Origin of the sequence: Kitasatospora papulosa (assembly GCF_000717245.1) — a bacterium.
In the GTDB taxonomy this organism is placed as follows: Bacteria; Actinomycetota; Actinomycetes; order Streptomycetales; family Streptomycetaceae; genus Streptomyces; species Streptomyces papulosus.
In genome coordinates, this window is the sequence record NZ_JNYQ01000069.1 from 1 (window position 1) to 458 (window position 458).

The following is a 458-nucleotide window of genomic DNA, read 5'->3' on the forward strand; positions in this document are numbered from 1 at the left end:
CGGCCCGCTCCACCACCTCGGCGAAGATCGTGGTGGCAGGGGGCTTCGGCGTGGGTAAGACCACGTTTGTCGGTGCCGTTTCGGAGATCAATCCGCTGCGCACCGAAGCCGTGATGACGTCCGCGTCCGCGGGCATCGACGACCTGACCCACACCGGGGACAAGACCACCACCACCGTGGCCATGGACTTCGGACGCATCACCCTGGACCAGGACCTGATCCTCTACCTGTTCGGCACCCCCGGACAGGACCGCTTCTGGTTCATGTGGGACGACCTGGTCCGCGGCGCCATCGGCGCCGTCGTCCTCGTCGACACCCGACGCCTCGCCGACTGCTTCCCCGCCGTCGACTACTTCGAGAACAGCGGCCTCCCGTTCGTCATCGCCCTCAACGGCTTCGACGGACACCAGCCCTACACACCCGACGAAGTACGCGAAGCACTCCAGATCGGCCCGGAC

1 protein-coding gene is annotated in these 458 nt (G+C 66.6%); it reads left to right on the top strand.

The features are described from left to right. Positions 1-458: GTP-binding protein (locus tag IA22_RS0133745; RefSeq protein ID WP_030125880.1), on the top strand; the 458-nt coding region annotated here is incomplete at both ends.